This is a genomic window from Candidatus Pseudomonas auctus, from assembly GCF_048654275.1.
Classification (GTDB): Bacteria; Pseudomonadota; Gammaproteobacteria; order Pseudomonadales; family Pseudomonadaceae; genus Aquipseudomonas; species Aquipseudomonas pharyngis.
Genome location: NZ_JBJYZK010000004.1, coordinates 493679 through 512855, shown reverse-complemented (window position 1 = coordinate 512855; position 19177 = coordinate 493679). Strand labels below are relative to the sequence as shown.

The following is a 19177-nucleotide window of genomic DNA, read 5'->3' as shown; positions in this document are numbered from 1 at the left end:
AAGGAGTTGCAGCATGATTGTCCGTCCGGTTCAAGTCAGCGACCTGCCAGCGTTGATGACGCTGGTGCAACAGGCCGGCCCGGGGTTCACCACCCTGCCCGCCAACGAAGATCGCCTGGCCCACCGGGTGCGCTGGGCACAACGGGCGTTCGCCGAGCAGGTCGAGCGGGCCGATGCCGATTACCTGTTCGTGCTTGAAGACGACGAACAGCGCGTGGTCGGCGTCAGCGCCCTGGCCGGGGCCGTCGGCCTGCGTGAGCCGTGGTACAACTATCGCGTCGGGTTGACCGTCAGCTCGGCGCCGGACCTGGGTATTCAGCGGCAGATTCCGACGCTGTTCCTCAACAATGAACTGACCGGCCAATCGGAACTGTGCTCGCTGTTCCTGCGCCACGACCAGCGCCACGGCAGCAATGGACGTCTGCTATCGCTGGGGCGTTTGCTGTTTGTTGCCGAATTCCCGCACCTGTTCGGCGAAAAAATGATCGCCGAACTGCGCGGCAGTGCCGACGAGCAAGGCTGTTCGCCGTTCTGGGACAGTCTGGGCCGGCACTTCTTCCAGATGGACTTCAGCCACGCCGACCACTTGTCCGGGCTCGGCAACAAGGCCTTCATCGCCGAACTGATGCCGCGCCAGCCGCTGTACACCTGCCTGCTAACCGAACAGGCCCAGGCCGTGATCGGCCAGGCCCACCCCAACACCGAGCCGGCGCTGAAAATCCTCCAGGCCGAGGGTTTTGCCCATAAAGGCTATATCGACATATTTGACGGCGGCCCGGTCATCGAGGCGCCGATCCGCAGCATCCGCACGGTGCGCGACAGCCTGGAACTGACCCTGAGCATCGGCACGCCGGACGATCAGGCGCCCCTGTGGCTGATCCACAACCGGCGCCTGGAAAACTGCCGCATCACCGTGGCGGCGGGACGCCGGGTCGGCAGCAGTCTGGTGATCGACCGCCTGACCGCCAAACGCCTGCAATTGCAGCCGGGCAACTCGGTGCGGGCAGTGCCGTTGCCCAATCGACAGCAGCAGGCGGTGGCGGCCTGAGCGCAGATTCCTGTAGAGAAAGCGCCTGAACAGGTTTTTCCTGGTTAACTTCCTCGTTAATTCGTCATGATCCTTGACCCATTGGCGTGATAGCCTTTTCACCTTCGGCGTTGACACCTTTGCTCAAGCCTTTCCATTCCTTTGTATTGGTGGAACTCGTATGACCAGGCTTTCTCATCAAGATTTGCGCCGTAACTTCCGTCAGCTGCTGGCTTCCGACACCTGCTATCACACCGCCTCGGTGTTCGATCCGATGTCCGCCCGCATCGCCGCTGACCTGGGTTTTGAAGTAGGGATTCTCGGCGGCTCGGTCGCCTCGTTGCAGGTGCTGGGCGCTCCGGACTTTGCCCTGATCACTCTCAGCGAATTCGCTGAGCAGGCCACGCGCATCGGCCGCGTCGCCCAATTGCCGGTGATCGCCGACGCCGACCACGGCTACGGCAACGCCCTCAACGTGATGCGCACCATCGTTGAACTGGAACGCGCCGGCGTCGCCGCGCTGACCATCGAAGACACCCTGCTGCCAGCACAATTCGGCCGCAAATCCACCGACCTGATCACCGTCGCCGAAGGCGTCGGCAAGATCCGCGCGGCACTGGAAGCCCGGGTCGACTCGGAAATGGCAATCATCGCCCGGACCAACGCCGGCATCCTGCCGAACCAGGAAATCATCAGCCGCACCAAGCAGTACCAGGCCGCCGGTGCCGACGGTATCTGCATGGTGGGTATCCAGGACTTCGACCAGCTCGAGCAAATCGCCGAACACCTGACCGTCCCGCTGATGCTGGTGACCTACGGCAACCCGGCGCTGCGCGACGACAAACGCCTGGCCGAACTGGGTGTGCGCGTGACCATCGACGGCCACGGTGCCTACTTCGCAGCGATCAAGGCGACCTACGACAGCCTGCGCGAACAACGCCAGATCTTCACCCAGGCTTCCGACCTGAGCGCCACCGAACTGACCCACACCTACACCCAGCCTGAGGAATACATCCTCTGGGCCAAGGAATACATGAGCGTCAAAGAGTAACCTCGCACCACGCTACAAAGAGGCAGAGCGGCCCGACGCCATCACGAGTCCACTCGCATGGCGCCCGCCGCGATACCGCTGCCTGCCGTTACCGTTTCGCCAACTCCATAATCATCCGCGACAACAGATAAATCCGCGGCGCCACGCTCTCCACCTCCGCGTATTCCTCCGGCGTATGAATGTTGCCGCCGACAATCCCGAACCCGTCCAGCGTCGGTGTCCCCACCCCGGCCGACAAACTGGCATCCGCCGCCCCGCCGCTGCCTTCTTCGGTCAACTTGCGGCCGATTTCACCGTAAATCCCTTGCGCCATCGCCATCAACCGATCCGACTCCGCCGTCTGCGGCATCGGTGGCAAGCCGCGTTGCAATGAAGTCTTCACTTCGGTCTCAGGGATCAGCTTGTCCTGGGACACCCGCGCCAGATCCTTTTCGATCCGGTCGAACTCTTCCGGCACCGCCGCCCGCACGTCAGCCTTGGCCGTGGCCTGATCCGGGATCACGTTGGTGCGGTCGCCAGCCTTGAGCACGGTGAAGTTGATGGTGGTTTTCTTGGCCTCGTCGCCGAGCTTGCCCAGTTGCAGGATCTGATGCGCCGCCTCCATCGCCGCGTTGCGCCCCAGTTCCGGCGCGACGCCGGCGTGGGCGGCCTTGCCCTTGACCTCGACCAGCGCGGTGGCGCTGCCCTTGCGCCACACCACCAGACCATCGGCCGGACGGCCCGGCTCGAGATTGAGGGTGACGTCGTGGAGTTTGGCGGTTTTCTTGATCAGGTCGGTGGCGACGTCCGAGCCGGTTTCTTCGCTGGCATCGAGCAGGAAGGTGATTTGCGCGTAGTCCTTGAAGTCGAGGTTCTTCAGAATTTTCAGCGCGTAGATGCCGGCGACGATCCCGCCCTTGTCGTCCATCACGCCCGGCCCGTAGGCGCGGCCGTCCTTGATGTGAAACGGTCGCTCGGCGGCGGAGCCTTCCTTGAACACCGTGTCCATATGCGCCATCAGCAGGATTTTCGCCTTGCCGGTGCCTTTGAGCGTGGCGAGCACGTGGTTGGTTTTTTCCGGCGTATTGGGCACCAGCTCGATGGTGGCGCCGAGCTTTTTCAGCTCGTCGATGGCGATGTCGCTGACTTGCTTGAGCCCCGGCTCATACCCTGAACCGGAGTCGATATTGACCAGGCGCTCGAGCAACTTCAGGGCTTCGGGTTTGTATTGCTCGGCATCGGCCAGCACTTGTTTGTGCGGTTCGGCAAAGACACCGGAGGCTGCAAAAGTGAGGGACAGACCGGCCAGCAGAGAACGACGGAAATTGAACGTCATGAATCAATCCTTGTTTCGTGTCGGGTACTGAACCGTACCTGACATCGCCCCAAGGCTCCATCCCGGATGCGACACCCGATCCGTTCAAACCGAATCGAATACCTCGCGCCGCGGCTTGTCGTCGCTGCAGCAAATCACCCGGTTACGCCCGCCGGCCTTGGCTTCGTACAGCGCCTGGTCGGCGTCATCGAGCCAGCGTGTCGCGTCGCCTTGGGCCGGATCGAGTGCCGCCAGACCGATGCTCAGGCTGACTTTCAGCGCCGGGTTCTGTTCGTACACCAGAAAGGAAAAACGCTCACGCAAGGCTTCCATCGCCTGCACCGCATTGAACAGCGGCAAGTCCGGCAGGATCACGCAAAATTCGTCACCGCCGTAGCGCCCCGCCACATCGGCCATGCGCAGGTTCTGCTTGAGCATCTTGCTCAGCTGGCGCAGGACGATATCGCCGGCCACATGGCCGTAGGTGTCGTTGATCGCCTTGAAATGGTCGATGTCGATCAGCGCAATCGCCGCACCGCTCTGCTGGCGTTTGCAGCGTTGAAACTCGACTTCCAGTTGATCCTTCCAGGCGCCGTGATTGAGCAGACCGGTGAGGCTGTCGGTGCGGCTCAGTGCCAGCAATTCGCGTTTATGCAAGCCGAGGGTGTAGGCCTGGCGAAAGCAGATCCAGCCCAGCGCCAGCGGATACAGCATCAACAAAGGAAGACAGGCAAAGAGCTGTGCCGACGTGGTCATCGGGACGAACGCGGGGGCAAATACCACCAGCCCGACGCCGACGCCAAGCAACTGCGCCGCCGCGCCGGCCAGCAGAAAACGCAGGCCGCCGATGGCGACGTTGTTCATCGCCATCATCGAAATGGTCGTGGCACTGGGCAAGGGATTGAAGTGCATGGCGGCGACCCAGAAGCCACCGAGAAAGGCGTCGATCAACAAATTACGGTGTTCGGCGTGGTACGGAACCTTCGCCCGGCGCGCCCATTGATACGCGAGGTGCGGCCAGACCAGGCCGTTGAACAGCATCACCGCCCAGACCCAGGCCGGCGGATCGAGTGGATACATCGCGACGCTCACGCACAAAAGCCCCAGAACCAGCCCGAGGATTCGCGATGTATAGAGCCTCCTGGCCAGTGAAAGTCCCTTTCCTCCCGTTCTTCCCATAGGGGCCTCGACCACTCGACGGCACTGCGCAGACCGCAGACCCGATGTATTGGGAGTCTATCAGGGCAACGTCAAATAGCCATCACCGGCCAGCGGGCCGAATACCCCGTCATCAGCACCACACGGCGAGCAAATGATTGGCTATACATGAAAGGAAGAAAATGGAAAAAAGACTCTAAGAAGGAGGCCCATGCAGACCTATCAAGTGTTGATCATCGGCAGCGGTTTTGGCGGCCAGTGCGCGGCGGTCAACCTGCTCAAGGCCGGTATCGACGACTTTCGCTTGCTGGAGCGCCGCGACTTCTTCGGCGGCACCTGGTGCCAGAACACCTACCCCGGCGCGGCGGTGGATGTGCCGTCGCCGCTGTATTCCCTGTCGTTTGCGCCTTACCGCTGGACGCAGATGTTCGCCGAACAGGCGGAACTGCACCGCTACACCGACCATGTGGTCGAGCGGTTTGGCCTGCGCGACCGAGTGGAACTGCAGGCCAACGTCGAGCGCGTCGAATGGGACGACGCAGAAAAACGCTGGGCCGTACACACCGGCACCAAAGGCACTTTTTATGCGCAGTTCCTGATCAATGCCACCGGGCCGCTGAGCCAGCCGGTTATCCCACACTTTCCCGGCCAGGATCGCTTTCAGGGCAAGACCTTTCATACAAACAATTGGGATCACAGCTACGACTATCACGGTAAACACGTGGCGATTGTCGGCAGCGGTGCCAGTGCGGCTCAGGTGATTCCGGCCATTGCACCGAAGGTCGCCCAATTGCATGTGTTTCAGCGCACAGCGCATTGGGTGCTGCCCCGTGCCGATCGTACGTTCGGGCGATTCCAGCGCTGGCTGCTGGGTCTGAAACCGGCCTACAAGCTGCTGCGCTGGATGATCTACTGGCAGTTCGAAACCCGGGTTATCGCCTTCAAATATTCGAAACCGGCGATTCACATGGTGCAGAGCCAGGCCCTGAAGTTTCTCAAGCGCCAGGTGACTGACCCCGAGTTGCGGAAAAAACTGACACCGGACTTCACCATCGGCTGCAAACGGGTGCTGCTCTCCAGCACCTACTACCCGGCACTGACCCGGCCCAACGTCACGTTGCACAGCCGCGAGCAAGGCATCGCCAGCCTAGACGAAACCGGCATCCTCACCACGGACGGCCAGCACATCGACGTCGATCTGATCGTCTGGTCGACCGGTTACGACGCCACCGACGGCGTGATTTCCTACCCGGTCAGCGGAAAAAACGCCGTGCAACTGCGCGATGTCTGGGCGCAGTACCCGCGCGCCTACCTCGGCACCAGCCTGCCGGACTTTCCCAACCTGTTTATCGTCACCGGGCCGAACACCGGCATCGGCCACACCTCGGCGCTGTTCATCATCGAATCGCAGATGAACTACATCCTCGACTGCATCCGCACCTTGCAGGCCAATGGTCTGCGCAGCATCGAGGTTCGCCCCGAAGCAGAACGTACCTACACTCAGATGATTCACCGGGAGATGGAGCGCACGGTCTGGAAAACCGGCGGCTGCCACAGTTGGTATCAAAGCAAAAGCGGTCATGTGATCGCGATGTTCCCCGGCTTCAGTTTCAGCTACCACCGGTTGACCCGGGCGCTGAAACCGGCCGACCACATTCTGTCTTGAACAAGGAAGACCCACGATGCTTTTGCTGTTTGTCGCCCTCGCGGTTTTCGTGGCCTGGAGCTGGTTGAGTTACCCGGCGGTCGGCCACTGGCTCTACGATCTGAGCGCGGCCCTGGAGGCCAGGCTGTACCGGTTGCACAAGATTGAAGTGCCGATTGCCGAAATGACCGTGTCGACCTGGCAAGGCGGGCCTTATGAAGCGTCGAGCAGCATTTTGATGCTGCACGGCTACAGCGCTGAAAAAAACCTGTGGCTGCGCTTCGCCCGGCACTTTGTCGGGCAGTACCGGGTAATCATCCCGGACCTGGCCGGCCACGGCGAAACCGGCTTCAAGGCCGGCGGTGGCTACGACATTCCGGTGCAGGCCAAGCGCATGATCCAGTTGCTCGATGTCTGCGGGGTCGAGAAAGTCCATGTGATCGGCAACTCCATGGGCGGCTACATCGCCGCGTGGCTGGCGGCGACCTACCCGGATCGCATTGCTTCGGTGGCGCTAATTGACCCGGCGGGCGTCACTGCGCCCGAGCCCAGCGACATGGAGCGCCACCTGGCCCGTGGGCACAATCCGTTTCTGATCAATTCCCGGGAAGAATTCCGACGCTTCTATGCGATGACCATGGCCTCGCCACCGTGGGTGCCCGGCCTGGTGCTCGACGCGATCGCCCAGCGCTATGAACAATGCCGCGACGAACTGGAAGAGATCTTTCGGGATTTTCGCGCCAGCCCGCCGATGGAACCGAAACTGCCGGACATCAAATGCCCGGCACTGTTGCTCTGGGGCCGCAAGGACCGGCTGATCGACGTCAGCAGCGTGCCGGTGTGGAGCAAAGGCATCAGCAATCTGCGGGTCGATGTCTGGGACGGCGTCGGCCATATGCCGATGGTCGAACAGCCGTCGAACACGGCACGTCTGTATCGGGAGTTTCTGGGGGAAAACTCGCGCCAGGACAGGTAAACGGTCAGTCGTTGGCAGAATGAAGTTCGTAGGATTCTTCGTTTGCCCGCGTCGGCGAAGGCTGCGATCTTTTCCGACATCCTTTACGTGACCGTGCCAGGAATTTTTTTCATGACCGTGCAGCCTTTCGTCAACCCCGACCTGATCCGCCAACGCTTCTCCAAAGCGATGTCCGACATGTACCGCGAAGAAGTGCCGCTGTACGGCGCGTTGATGGAATTGGTGGAACAGACCAACCGCGACGTGCTGGCACGCGAGCCGCAAGTCGCCAGTCAACTGCACAGCACCGGCGAAATCGAACGGCTGGACATGGAGCGCCACGGCGCCATCCGCGTCGGCACCGCCACTGAACTCGCCACCCTCGCCCGTTTGTTCGCAGTGATGGGCATGCAACCGGTGGGCTATTACGACCTCACCCCTGCCGGGGTGCCGGTGCATTCCACGGCGTTCCGGGCGGTGCATGAAGATGCGCTGCAGGTCAGCCCGTTCCGGGTGTTCACTTCGTTGTTGCGACTGGAGTTGATTGAAGATCCTGAGCTGCGGGCCTTTGCTGAATCGGTGCTGGATAAGCGTTCGATCTTTACGCCTTCGGCGTTAAGGCTGATCGAACAGGCTGAATCTGCTGGCGGCCTGAATGATTCCGAGGCCGGGGAGTTTGTCCTGCAAGCGCTGGAGACTTTTCGCTGGCACCACAGCGCCACCGTCACCGCCGCGCAATACCAGACGCTCAGCGCCCAGCATCGCCTGATCGCCGATGTCGTCGCGTTCAAGGGCCCGCACATCAACCACCTGACCCCGCGCACGCTGGACATCGACATCGTCCAGGCGCAGATGCCGCTGCACGGCATCACGCCCAAAGCGGTGATCGAAGGCCCGCCGCGTCGGCAGCATCCGATCCTGTTGCGTCAGACCAGTTTCAAGGCGCTGGACGAGCCGATCGCCTTCACCGACCAGACGCAAACCCGCGGCAGCCACAGCGCCCGCTTCGGCGAAATCGAACAACGTGGCGCGGCGCTGACCCCCAAGGGCCGTGCGTTGTACGACCGGCTGCTGAACGCGGCACGCGATGAACTGGGCGATTTCCCCAACGAAGCCAACGCCTCACGCTACAACGCGCTGATGGCCCGGCACTTCAGCGAATTCCCTGACAGTCTCGAGGGCATGCGTGAGCAGGAATTGGCGTATTTCCGGTATTTCCTGACAGACAAAGGGCTGGCGGCGAGTCGTCCCGCTGATGCTTCGCTGCAAGGGTTATTACGCGACGGCTATGTGAAAGCCGAACCGCTGGTGTACGAAGATTTCCTGCCAGTCAGTGCGGCAGGGATTTTTCAGTCGAACCTGGGGGACGCGGCGCAGACACACTATGGCGAGCATTCCAATCGACAGGCGTTCGAGTTGGCCCTGGGGCGTTCGACCATTGATGAGTTGGGCCTGTATGCCGAAACCCAGCAACGTTCGATTGAGGAATGCCTCACTGCAATTGCCCGATCCGCGTGAAAAGCGGCGATTGGCCATACTGCGCAAGAAGTTGCGCACTCGTTTCGTAAAAATGCTCACCGATTCCGCTGGAGGCCATGTGTTTCAAGGCCTCCAGCCAAGTGCGCAAGAAGTTGCGCAGTACTGCGCAACTTCTTGCGCACTTTGAGCTACCTGGCTGATCAAAAAACGCTCAAACCCGCGATGCAGAGCGGTGAAGTCCCCGGCTCCCGGGGATGTGGCAAAAGCTGGCACGCTCCTTGATAACAGTCAGGCACCCACCGGGCGATTTCGCCTCCCGGGCACCCTAACTTTATCCGCAAGGAGAGCATCCCATGGCAACACCAGCGTACATGTCGGTTACCGGCGAAAAACAAGGCCTGATCACTGCCGGCGCCTTCACCGCCGACTCCGTTGGCAACACCTACCAGGAAGGCCACGAAGACCAGGTTATGGTTCAGGCTTTCAGCCACGACGTGATCATCCCGCGTGACCCGCAATCCGGTCAGCCAACCGGTCAGCGCGTTCACAAGCCAGTGATCATCACCAAGGTCTACGACAAGGCTTCGCCACTGCTGCAAGCCGCTCTGACCTCCGGCGAGCGCATGAGCGAAATCGTTATCCAGTGGTACCGCACTTCGGCTCAAGGCACCCAAGAGCACTACTACACCACCAAACTGGAAGACGCGATCATCGTCGCCATCAACAACAAGATGCACAACTGCCAGGATCCATCGAACGCCCACTTCACCCACCTGGAAGAAGTGCAGTTCACCTACCGCAAAATCACCTGGACCCACGAAGTATCCGGTACTTCGGGTTCCGATGACTGGCGTGCTCCAGTCGTTTAATTACGGCTGATCGTTACAAGCATCGGCCAGCTCTGCTGGTCGATGTTGTTTACGCCCCTCCAGAATTTCGCGTGCGTCGATCGTTAACGGTCGACGAACGCCGCTGTACAGCACGAGGAACAAGGGATGTTCGCGCCGGCCAATGAAACCCACTTTGCCCTGACCATCGAAGGTCTTTCCGCCGATTTCCAGGTGTTTACCCTCACCGGCCGGGAAGCCATCAGCCAGCCTTTTGTGTTCGAGGTGGAGCTGGTCAGTGAGCAGCCGTCGCTGGACCTCGAAACCCTGCTGCACAAACCGGCCTTCCTGCAGCTGTCGCCCGACGGCAGCGGCATCCACGGCCTGATCTACCGCGCCGCGCAAGGCGATTCCGGCAAGCGCCTGACGCGCTACTCCGTGACCCTGCGCCCGCAACTGGCGTACCTCGCCCACCGGATCAACCAGCGGATCTTCCAGAACCTCAGCGTGCCGAAGATCATCGGCAAGGTCCTCGAAGAACACGGCATCCAGGGCAACGCCTACGCGTTCCAGACCGGTTCGATCTACCCCGATCGGATCTACTGCGTGCAGTACGACGAATCGGACCTGCATTTCATCCAGCGCCTGTGCGAAGAAGAAGGCATTCACTACCACTTCCAGCACAGCGCCACGGGCCACAAACTGGTGTTCGGCGATGACCAGACGGTGTTCAAGAAACTGGCGCCGGTGGCCTATCAGCAGGACTCCGGCATGGTCGCCAGCAACCCGGTGATCAAACGCTTCGACCTGCGCCTGGAAACCCGCACCAGCCGCACCACCCGCCGCGACTACGACTTCGAAAAACCGCGCCTGACGCTGGAAAGCGAAAACCGCGGCGACGCCCTGCCCGACCTCGAGGACTACGATTACCCGGGCCGTTTCGTCGACCGCGAGCGCGGCAAGCACCTGGCCAAACGCGCCCTCGAACGCCATCGCAGCGACTTCCAGCTCGCCGAAGGCAAGAGCGACCAGCCGCTGCTGGTCAGCGGTCATTTCCTCGCGCTGAAAGAACACCCGAAAGCCAAATGGAATGACCTGTGGCTGCTCACCGAAGTCCACCACGAAGGCAAGCAGCCGCAAGTGCTGGAAGAGTCGGTCACCAGCGACACCACCGCGCTGAAAGACGATTTCCATCAGGGCTACCGCAACCGCTTTCAGGCCACCCCGTGGGACGTGCCGAACCGCCCGCCCCTACGCCACCCGAAACCGCGCATCCTCGGCAGCCAGAGCGCCGTGGTTACCGGCCCGAAAGGCGAAGAAATCCACTGCGACGAATACGGCCGCGTGAAAGTCCAGTTCCACTGGGACCGCGACGGCCAGGCCGACGACAAGACCAGCTGCTGGCTGCGTGTCTCCAGCGCCTGGGCCGGCGCCCAGTACGGCGGCATCGCCATCCCGCGCATCGGCATGGAAGTGCTGGTGACATTCCTCGAGGGCGACCCCGACCAGCCGCTGATCAGCGGCTGCCTGTACCACAAGGAAAACACCGTCCCCTACGCCCTGCCGGCGAACAAGACCCGCACCACCTTCAAGACCCTGAGCTCGATGGGTGGCGGCGGCTTCAACGAACTGCGCATCGAAGACAAGAAAGGCCAGGAACAGATCTTCCTGCACGCCCAGCGCGACTGGGACGAGAACATCGAACACGACCAGAAAATCCGCGTCGGCAACGAACGCCACGACGTCGTGGAAAAAAACAGCTACACGGAATTCAAGGCCGAAGAACACCACACCGTCTACGAAGACCGCAAAGTCGAAGCACGGGCCAACGACCACCTGACCGTGGGCGTGAACCAGCACATCAAGATCGGCACCGGGCAATTCATCGACGCGGGGCAGGAAATTCACCTGAGCAGCGGCATGAAAGTGGTGCTGGAGGCTGGGGCTGAGCTGACGCTGGTCGGCGGTGGCAGCTTCATCAAGATCGATGGCGGCGGCGTGACCATGAGCGGGCCGGCGATCAACATCAACTCCGGCGGCGGACCAGGCAGCGGCACGGGTGCCGCCCCGTTGATGCCGGGCGTGCTGAAACAGGCGGATGCCGACAAGGCTGGTGCCGTGCTGACCCCGGCGCAAATCAACACCCTCAAACGTAATGCGCCGTTCTGCGAAGAGTGCGAAAAATGCAAGGCAGGTGCCTGTGCCATCTAATCGACTGACACCCAAAGACTGGCTGGCACAACAGCCGCTGCAAAAAGACGAACGTCTGTATCTGATCGTCAGCGCCGCCAGTGATGCCGAAGCGCTCAAGGCCTTGTATCAGAGCGAACCGTCCGTGCAGGCCATTCCTGTCTGGGGTGGAACACCCTACTCCACCTGGCAACCGGTGATGCCATACGTCGCCGAACTCAAGGCCAACTCGGCCTTCCTGCCCTGGATCACCGAAACCGACGCCCTCGACTGGGGCTGGCTGGCGGTCTCCCGCTCGGAACCCAACGAAGTTTTCGAACATCTGCGCAGTTTGACCCAAGTGAAGATGCCGGACGGGACCGAAGTGTTTTTCCGGTTCTGGGATGGGCGGCATATCTATCCAATTCTTGAGGGGTTGGGTGAGACGGCTGGGGAAGTGTTGCCGGTGTTTGAGCGGTATCTGATTAATGGGCGGAGTCTGGAAGTCGGGCCGAGGGTGGTGCCGAAGGCGAAGGATTGGCCGTGGTGGGAGGTGCCGAAAGACCTGCTGGACAGCTTGATGGCCGAAAATCCGTCGACCGTAATCGGCAACATGATGCAGTGGCTGCTGGACGAACATGCCGACCTGTACTTCTCGTTCCCTGAATCGAACCTGCAAAAGAAAGTGGCGCGCTTCGTAAAACGCACGCCACTCACGGAAGAAAATTTTACCGGCCTACTGAAGGCCCATCTGGAAAGTGAGGTGGCTGTATGAGCATTTTGATGGGTGAGATTGTTGCCAATCTCAATGCAAAACAGCCTGATGCTCAGGCCATCATCAGCGACTTCAAGAAGTGCCTGAAGGATTATCGCGAGCATGCCGAAGCCTGGTACGGCGGCATTCTGGACGCAGAGCAACAGTTCAAGGTCGGTGACGAAGTCGGTACGGCGGACAAAGACAGCAAAAAGGAAAATACCCTTTATGCCAACTGCCCTGCCAACGGCAAACTCAAACTTGTACATAGTTTTGAGTCTGCGCGTTTTGTACCTATCGGCAATACGCCGGTGCGACTGGTGCCAGTGGAGAATGGCAAGCTCTACGGAAAGAACGAAGTCGGTCAACCGATCAACGTCAAAATCGGTCCAAGCGGGATTCTGGAGGTCACTGGCCTCAAACCGCATCAGCAATATGAAATCACTTTTTTCCCGAATCCCACCAAGGCTCAGATCGATAGCCTGTTCAACTCCTATCAAGGCGTAATCGGGGACCTTAGCGGCTGGCTGCAAACACAGTGGACCACCGACTTTCTGCCACTTTGGCAAGCGCATACCAATGCATCCATGGCTGGACGGGCATTGCAGCAATTGGAGTCGGCGTGGAAGGGGTTCCTCAAGGCGATCATGGGGCTGTGGGGGGACATCAAAAGTCTCTACGACCTGGTTGCACACCCTCGGGAAAACTACGAAAAACTCAAAAAATTCTTCACCGAAGAACAGATAAAGAAGATCTATAACGCTTCAAAAGAAGCCATTCAAACAGCCCTGCTGATCGCCAGTGACGAGCCACTTATGTGGATCTACGTCGCAGCTATCGTAGCGTGGGTCAAAATGCTGCCTCCGCAGACCTGCACTGAAGTGCTGGCAGAACTGACTACGGAAGTACTGCTGAACATCCTGATCGGTATTGTTTTGACGGGCGGGATCGGTTTGGCCGTCCGTATTGGCACCAAGGGCCTTAATGCTGCAAGGAACAGCGGCAAGGTCATGACACTGATTGAAGACTTCACGTCGATGCTGATGAAGATCAGCAAGAAGAATGCGACAGCACACGCCGATACGGCGAAACCGTTGATGCTCAACGGCAATTCGCCACTGAACCAGGCGAGAAAGGCGAGCGTAGAAATTGCGCCTCCAAAACCCGCAGAGACCGCCACACCACCAAAGAAAAAACCACCCGTTTCCGGAGGTGCTGTAGAGACGGATGCGCAGATTCATGCACGCGGCAAGAAGGAAAACAGCACCCGCGCTCAACAACAGGAAAAAGTAGACAACGCGCCCGACCAGTCCAAAAACCCAGCGGATCAACCTGCTCAGTGCGCCGATAAGACCTGCACTAACGGTGAACCGGTATCGATGGTTACCGGCGAGGAATTGCTGACGCTCACTGACGGCGTATTGGGTGGGCTGCTACCCATTGAATGGACACGTCTCTATCGCAGCAGCGCGGTTGAAATCGACGGGCGTCTCGGCCATGGCTGGAGCCACTCCCTATCCCATCGCCTGCAAATCAACGATGAAGGCGTGTTGTGGACTGATAACGAAAACCGTCAGACCCGCTTCCCGATGCCGACCGAACAACGTCCAGCCATTACCAACAGTCTGGCTCAGGCGGCGATTTATTTGGGCAGCGCGCCGGGTGAACTGATCCTCACCCAAGCAGGAGCAAAACCACGCTTTTATCACTTCCGCGCAGACCGTCTGACGACGGTCAGTGACTCGTACGGAAATAAGGTGCATATCAGCTATGACCTGGTGGGGCGGATCCAGCGCATCGATAACGGTGCGGGCCGCGCGTTACTGTTGCGCTACGACGATCGCCATATCGTTGCCGTTGATCAGCAACAGCAGCGTTCTGAGTATGACGAGCGCGGTGAGCGTCAGGATCCTTGGCTGACCATTCAGAACCTTGTCACCTACCGCTATAACGCTCGCAACCAATTGGTCTCGGCATCCAATGCCGCAGGGGAAACCGAGCATTACCGCTACAACGATCAGCACGTCATTCTCGAGCGACAACTGGCCGGTGGCGCCAGTTTTTTCTGGGAATGGGAGCGTGAAGGCAAACTTTCCCGTTGCGTACGTCATTGGGCCAACTATTCGCAACTGGAAGCTCGCTACGAGTGGGATGACAAAGGCACGGTTACGGTTCACAACGCCGATGGCAGTGAACAGGTTTACGTGCATGACGAAAATGCACGGCTGATCAGTGAAACCGCTGCCGATGGTGCTGAAACGCAAAATGCCTATGACGATCAGGGACGTCTGGTTGCTGTAAAAGATCCAATGGGGGCCATCACCGAGTATCAATACAGCGATGCCGGACGATTGATGGCTGTCATCCCTCCGGAAGAGGAACCAACCCTCTACAACTACTTCGATGGGCAACTGATTGAAGTCAAACGTGGCAAGGCCCGTTGGCAGTACGACCGCAATCAACAAGGCGACATCACCCAGCAAATCGACCCGCAGGGCAACAAAACCCGCTACAACTACGACGGCCAGGGCCGGCTGCTGGAAATTCATCACCCTGATGGCAGTCGCCATCAACTGGGCTGGAACAATCTCGGTCAATTGCTGGAGGAACGTCTTCCGGACGGTGGTCAGCGTAAGTATCGCTACGATGCACTTGGACGGCAGATCACCCGCCAGGACGAATTCGGCGCCATCACCCATTACCAATGGGACGCCGTCGACCGCCTGACTCAGGTCACCCTCCCCGGCGGCGCCAGCCGTACCTTCACCTACAACCCGTACGGACGCGTCACCGCCGAGCGCGATGAGCTCGGCCGCATCACCCGATACGAATACGCCGATAACCTGCATCTGGTCAGCCGCCGCATCAATCCCGACGGCAGCCAGTTGCGCTACCGCTACGACAACGCCGGCCTGCTACTCACTGAAATCGAAAACGAGCGCGGCGAGCATTACAAGCTCGACTACTACGCCAACGGTCTGATCCAGCAGGAAACCGGTTTCGACGGCCGCCGCACCGCGTACGAATACGACCTCAACGGCCAGTTGCTGAAGAAAACCGAATTCGGCGATGACGGCAGCGAACTGATCACCGAATATCAGCGTGATGCTGCCGGGCGGCTGCTGGTGAAAACCCTCGCCGATGGCGAAGAGATTCACTACAGCTACGATGCCCTGGGCCGTTTGGTGAATGTCGACGACGGTCACTGGCCGCTGGCCTACGAATACGACGTGCAGGATCGCCTGATCACCGAACACCAGGGTTGGGGCACCACACGTTACGAATACGACAGCGTCGGACAACTTAGTCACTGCCGCCTCCCCGACGGCAGCACACTCGACTACCGCCACTTGTCCGGCGGACGTCTGAGCAGCATCGACCTCAACGGCTCACGCCTGACCAGCCACCAATTCAGCGCCGGTCGCGAACAGCAGCGCCAGCAAGGCTTGTTGCTAAGCCAATACCAGTACGACGAACAAGGTCGCCTGCAAGCGCACAGCGTCAGCCAGCGTGAAAAAAACCTGTTCCAGCGTCGCTATAACTACGACGCCAACGGCAACCTCGCCGGTATCGACGACAGCCGCAAGGGCAACCGCAGCTACCACTACGACCCGCTGGACCGCTTGACCAGCGTACGTGGCGCGACACCGGAAACCTTCGCCCACGACCCGGCCGGCAACCTGCTCGGCCAGAACAACGAAGGCACAGCCAACCTCGCCAACGTCAAAGGCAATCGCCTGATGATGCAGGGCGACCGCCACTACGACTACGACGCGTATGGCAACCTGATCCGCGAACGCCGTGGCGCCGGGCAGAAGCTCGTCACCGAATACCGCTACGACTGCCAACATCGCCTGGTCGGTGTCAGCCTGCCGGGTGGCAGCACTGCATCCTATAAATACGACGCCTTCGGTCGCCGCATCGAGAAAACTGTCGATGGCCATACCACCGAATTCTTGTGGCAAGGCGAACGCCTGATCGCCGAAAGCGGCGACAACCGCTATCGCACCTACATCTACGAACCCGGCAGCTTCCGACCGCTGGCGATGCTCGACGGCGAAGGCCCGCGTAAGGCAACGCCGTTCTACTACCAGCTCGATCATCTGGGCACACCACAGGAACTCACTGATTACAGTGGCGAGATCATGTGGTCCGCGAAGTACCGTGCGTACGGCAACCTAGCTGCGCTGGATGTCAGCGAAATCGACAACCCTTTGCGGTTCCAGGGTCAGTATTTCGACGCAGAGACGGGCCTACACTACAACCGTCATCGCTACTACAATCCGGGGACTGGGCGTTTTTTGACGCAGGATCCGATCAAGCTTGCGGGTGGGTTGAATAGCTACCAGTACGTGCCTAACCCTACGGGGTGGGTGGATCCGCTAGGGTTGAACAGCAACGTCTGCCCAAAAAAAGTTGACACCACTGACTATCAGACTCGAAAAGAGTTAAGGTCTGACATATATGACGCTAAACGCCCTGACGGCCGGCATGCAACAAAACATACAAATGCTCAATCCGCAGAGCAAGCTCGATCAATGAGTCTTGGCAAAGGAACCAGAGACGGAAAGCCCGAAGCATCTTATTTACCAGATATTGCAAATAACGTTAGTGGATTTGAAAAACAAGCTGCATATGCTGCAGTACGCGATGGAAACGTATTCGATCACGGAGGATCAAGATATATGTTCTATCGATCGGAAACCCCAGTGGGTTACAACAACGGCGAGCTCACCAACTGGGTAAGAATCGAACTAACAAAAGCAGGAGAGCCTGTAATACACAGTTTCCCAGCCTCTCCAGAGCAAGTTCAAAAATATATGGGGAAAACCAAATAACATGAAAACCAAGCTTGAATACGAACTCCAACCCCTACGAGTACCTAGTGGATGGACAATCACAATCAACAACCTTTTCGAGGTTGACCTCGCCCCTGAAACTGCAGAGTGGTTTAGCAGTTCAGTTTTACTAGGTGGAGTTCGACGAGCTACGGGACACTGCTTTGACTCCAGAGTTGAACCGGAAGGAGATCCATCGGGGGAGTTTGTAGTTGATTTCCTAACAATCAAGTATGACAACAAAGGGAAACCTCTAAAAAACTCTGAAATATTCCTAGGGGAATTCAGAACAAAGGACAAGATGGAATACATTAAGAAAATCGAAGACTTTATGCTTGAAGCATAAATTAAAGGAGACCGGTTTTTCGCTAAAAAAAATAGAAATCAATCTACCCCCTATTCACCCCCATATGTCGCCTACTATTAAAACTTAGTCACAATCATGGATAGCAAGGCCTTCGATGAATACAACTACTGACTGGGACAAAGCGAGGACTCTAACTGGAATGAATACATTACAGAGCAGGTAGCCAAAGGAGTTCTAGGAAAGTTCAGCGCTGAAGACTGGAACCGGCTTAATGACACGATCCTATCTAGGGAAGAGTATTGGCAGGAGCGAAGTGCTGCGGCACTTGGAGAGAATCGCTCCACTCAGGCAATTGAAATCCTAAAGAAACTTTTGGACTCTCCATTTACCAAAATATTAATAGTCTCTGCCTCAGAACTGGATTGGAGTGAACCCCCAATCGAGAATAAATACGCAAAGAAAATACAAGCCATTATTAACTCCCTAAACCACGAAGAACTCGAATCCTATCCTGAACTTGAAAACCTTCTAAAAAAAGCCAGCAGCGTGCAAATTTAAATAGAACCAAATCAAAGGGAGCAGATTTTTTATTCGTTAAAGAAAATAAATCCACCCCTTTTCAGAATACGTTCGAGGGGCAAAAATGACAGCACATAAATGTATCCCAAGAAGTGTATGGAACGGATTCGACGGAACAGGCCATAACAACATTGCGCAAGAGCTAGAGTCCAAAAACCATTCACTAAGAAAATGGATTTCATTACATGCCATCTACAAATACCACTTTACCAATGACCCACATCAATATTACAACCTCATCCACCAATCAAAAAATTTCCAACATGCATTAAACTAAAGGGGACAGATTTATTTTTCGCTAAAGAAAATAAATCTGTCCCCTTTTCACTCAACCACCGGCGTAATTGAAACCTACGGAAATGGAAAGCCGATAACTCCGAACTCAACACGATACACCAGCCACAAAGCACAACTTACAGCTATTAAACGCGAGATGCGCATATACAAAAACACCGGCAATAAAGCGTTAGCTGAGCGTCCTATGAGCATGGGCGGAACCATCGGAGAAGGCTTCAAAAAGGGCGGAACAAAATACAAACAACAAACAAAAGCCGTGACAATTCTCGACGATAACGGCCTACCTAAAACATCATTTCCGAAATATGAAAAATGAAACTAGAACCGACACTCGACATAATCCCATCGCTACTATTCCCTTTCGACATAAATAGCGATCAAGATGAAACGATAGAAAACCTAATTGCAAAAACTGACATAAATAATGATGATGAGTTAACACACCTATTTAACACCCTCATCAAGCCTGAGTTTACAAAACGCATCATAAGCGAGCAGCAATGGTACATCGACACACTGACATTCTTTTTAAATAAAAATGAAAAATTTAATCGCGTATTTTCCGAAATCACTACGTACTTCTCTGAAGAGCCCATTGATAAGCGCCACTTCATGTCGGTCCTTCTTGAATGCTTGAAAAAATACAAAACATCATAACAAGCCAGACTAAAGGGGAAAGATCTGAATGACACTTACTTAACAGCTAACCGATTGAGCTGAAAGCAAAAAATGAAGAAGGGCTGGCCTTGGTCTACGGTGATAGTTGCGAACACACACCAGAAAAGCAAGGACACAGC

General features: G+C 57.7%; 15 protein-coding genes. 13 read left to right on the top strand and 2 right to left on the bottom strand.

The genetic code is table 11. The annotated features are described in order from the left end of the window. Window positions 1-13: 13 nt before the first annotated feature. Window positions 14-1048, top strand: a complete 1035-nt coding sequence (aruG, locus tag ACKUG4_RS11285) for an arginine N-succinyltransferase subunit beta (RefSeq protein WP_064595277.1) — start codon at window positions 14-16, stop codon at window positions 1046-1048. Window positions 1049-1208: 160 nt separating this feature from the next. Then, window positions 1209-2078, top strand: a complete 870-nt coding sequence (locus ACKUG4_RS11280) for an oxaloacetate decarboxylase (RefSeq protein ID WP_007956238.1) — start codon at window positions 1209-1211, stop codon at window positions 2076-2078. An 88-nt stretch (window positions 2079-2166) separates the two neighbouring features. Here ACKUG4_RS11280 and ACKUG4_RS11275 read toward each other — a convergent pair whose 3' ends face one another. After that, a complete protein-coding gene (locus ACKUG4_RS11275) occupies window positions 2167-3393 on the bottom strand; it encodes a M20/M25/M40 family metallo-hydrolase (protein ID WP_445434014.1) in 1227 nt (408 codons plus the stop codon). An 84-nt stretch (window positions 3394-3477) separates the two neighbouring features. Continuing rightward, window positions 3478-4551, bottom strand: a complete 1074-nt coding sequence (locus ACKUG4_RS11270) for a diguanylate cyclase (RefSeq protein WP_085648830.1) — start codon at window positions 4549-4551, stop codon at window positions 3478-3480. A gap of 190 nt (window positions 4552-4741) precedes the next feature. Here ACKUG4_RS11270 and ACKUG4_RS11265 point away from each other — a divergent pair, with 190 nt between their 5' ends. The 11 genes from ACKUG4_RS11265 to ACKUG4_RS11215 all read left to right on the top strand — a co-directional run bounded on the left by ACKUG4_RS11265 (window position 4742) and on the right by ACKUG4_RS11215 (window position 19037). After that, the gene (locus ACKUG4_RS11265; protein WP_445434013.1) at window positions 4742-6196 is read left to right on the top strand and encodes a flavin-containing monooxygenase; all 1455 of its coding nucleotides are present in this window, start codon (window positions 4742-4744) and stop codon (window positions 6194-6196) included. A gap of 16 nt (window positions 6197-6212) precedes the next feature. Beyond that, window positions 6213-7151: an alpha/beta fold hydrolase gene (locus ACKUG4_RS11260; RefSeq protein WP_039767801.1), complete on the top strand. Its 939-nt coding sequence runs from the start codon at window positions 6213-6215 to the stop codon at window positions 7149-7151. Between the two features lie 111 nt (window positions 7152-7262). Next, window positions 7263-8648 carry a 2-oxoadipate dioxygenase/decarboxylase HglS gene (gene hglS, locus ACKUG4_RS11255; protein ID WP_445434012.1) on the top strand — a complete coding sequence of 462 codons (1386 nt, stop codon included), beginning with the start codon at window positions 7263-7265 and terminating at the stop codon, window positions 8646-8648. A 314-nt stretch (window positions 8649-8962) separates the two neighbouring features. Beyond that, complete coding sequence (locus ACKUG4_RS11250; RefSeq protein ID WP_039767797.1) at window positions 8963-9478, top strand: Hcp family type VI secretion system effector; 516 nt, start codon at window positions 8963-8965, stop codon at window positions 9476-9478. A 126-nt stretch (window positions 9479-9604) separates the two neighbouring features. Continuing rightward, window positions 9605-11647, top strand: a complete 2043-nt coding sequence (locus ACKUG4_RS11245; RefSeq protein ID WP_445434011.1) for a type VI secretion system Vgr family protein — start codon at window positions 9605-9607, stop codon at window positions 11645-11647. Beyond that, window positions 11637-12380 (top strand): DUF4123 domain-containing protein, encoded by a 744-nt coding sequence (locus ACKUG4_RS11240; protein ID WP_445434034.1) that lies wholly within the window; start codon window positions 11637-11639, stop codon window positions 12378-12380. Before ACKUG4_RS11245 ends, ACKUG4_RS11240 begins: the two co-directional genes overlap by 11 nt. Then, window positions 12377-17197 (top strand): RHS repeat-associated core domain-containing protein, encoded by a 4821-nt coding sequence (locus tag ACKUG4_RS11235; RefSeq protein WP_445434010.1) that lies wholly within the window; start codon window positions 12377-12379, stop codon window positions 17195-17197. Before ACKUG4_RS11240 ends, ACKUG4_RS11235 begins: the two co-directional genes overlap by 4 nt. A 1-nt stretch (window position 17198) precedes the next feature. After that, window positions 17199-17543, top strand: a complete 345-nt coding sequence (locus tag ACKUG4_RS11230; protein WP_236195300.1) for a hypothetical protein — start codon at window positions 17199-17201, stop codon at window positions 17541-17543. A 132-nt stretch (window positions 17544-17675) separates the two neighbouring features. After that, a complete protein-coding gene (locus ACKUG4_RS11225; RefSeq protein ID WP_445434033.1) occupies window positions 17676-18062 on the top strand; it encodes a HEAT repeat domain-containing protein in 387 nt (128 codons plus the stop codon). 454 nt (window positions 18063-18516) lie between these two features. Further along, on the top strand, window positions 18517-18696 hold the full coding sequence (locus ACKUG4_RS11220; protein ID WP_445434009.1) for a hypothetical protein: 180 nt from the start codon (window positions 18517-18519) through the stop codon (window positions 18694-18696). After that, window positions 18693-19037, top strand: coding sequence for a hypothetical protein (locus ACKUG4_RS11215; RefSeq protein ID WP_192564295.1), 345 nt, complete (start codon window positions 18693-18695; stop codon window positions 19035-19037). Before ACKUG4_RS11220 ends, ACKUG4_RS11215 begins: the two co-directional genes overlap by 4 nt. Window positions 19038-19177: the final 140 nt, after the last annotated feature.